Consider the following 349-nt stretch of genomic DNA (forward strand, 5'->3'; position numbering starts at 1 on the left):
GGAGCGCGGCGACAAACGCGCCGACAATCGCGTCGCGGTTAGGTACGCGGATGGTAGGAACAATGCTGTACAGCAACCAGAAGGAGATCCACGACAACAGCAGCGGAAAAATACGCAGCACGTTATCGATGACAGTATTGAGATCGCTCGCCCAGCGCAGGGAGAGCAAATAGGAACTGATCGCCAGACTGGCCCCTGCCAGCAGCGGACCCAGCGTTAAAATCATCCAGTACACGGCGAACGAGTAAATTTTTGGTCGCGCTCGTTTACTGCGCCAGATGGTATTCAACGCGCTATCGATGGAGTACATCAGCAATAACGCGGTGACGATCAGCCCGCACGCCCCAAC

At 55.9% G+C, this 349-nt stretch carries 1 protein-coding gene; it reads right to left on the minus strand.

Annotated features, from left to right (window positions below):
- The coding region (locus GYB81_RS23990; protein ID WP_161898016.1) for a YihY family inner membrane protein at positions 1–349 on the minus strand (349 nt) is incomplete at both ends.

The sequence above is a fragment of the Pseudomonas yangonensis genome (assembly GCF_009932725.1).
Lineage (GTDB): Bacteria > Pseudomonadota > Gammaproteobacteria > Pseudomonadales > Pseudomonadaceae > Aquipseudomonas > Aquipseudomonas yangonensis.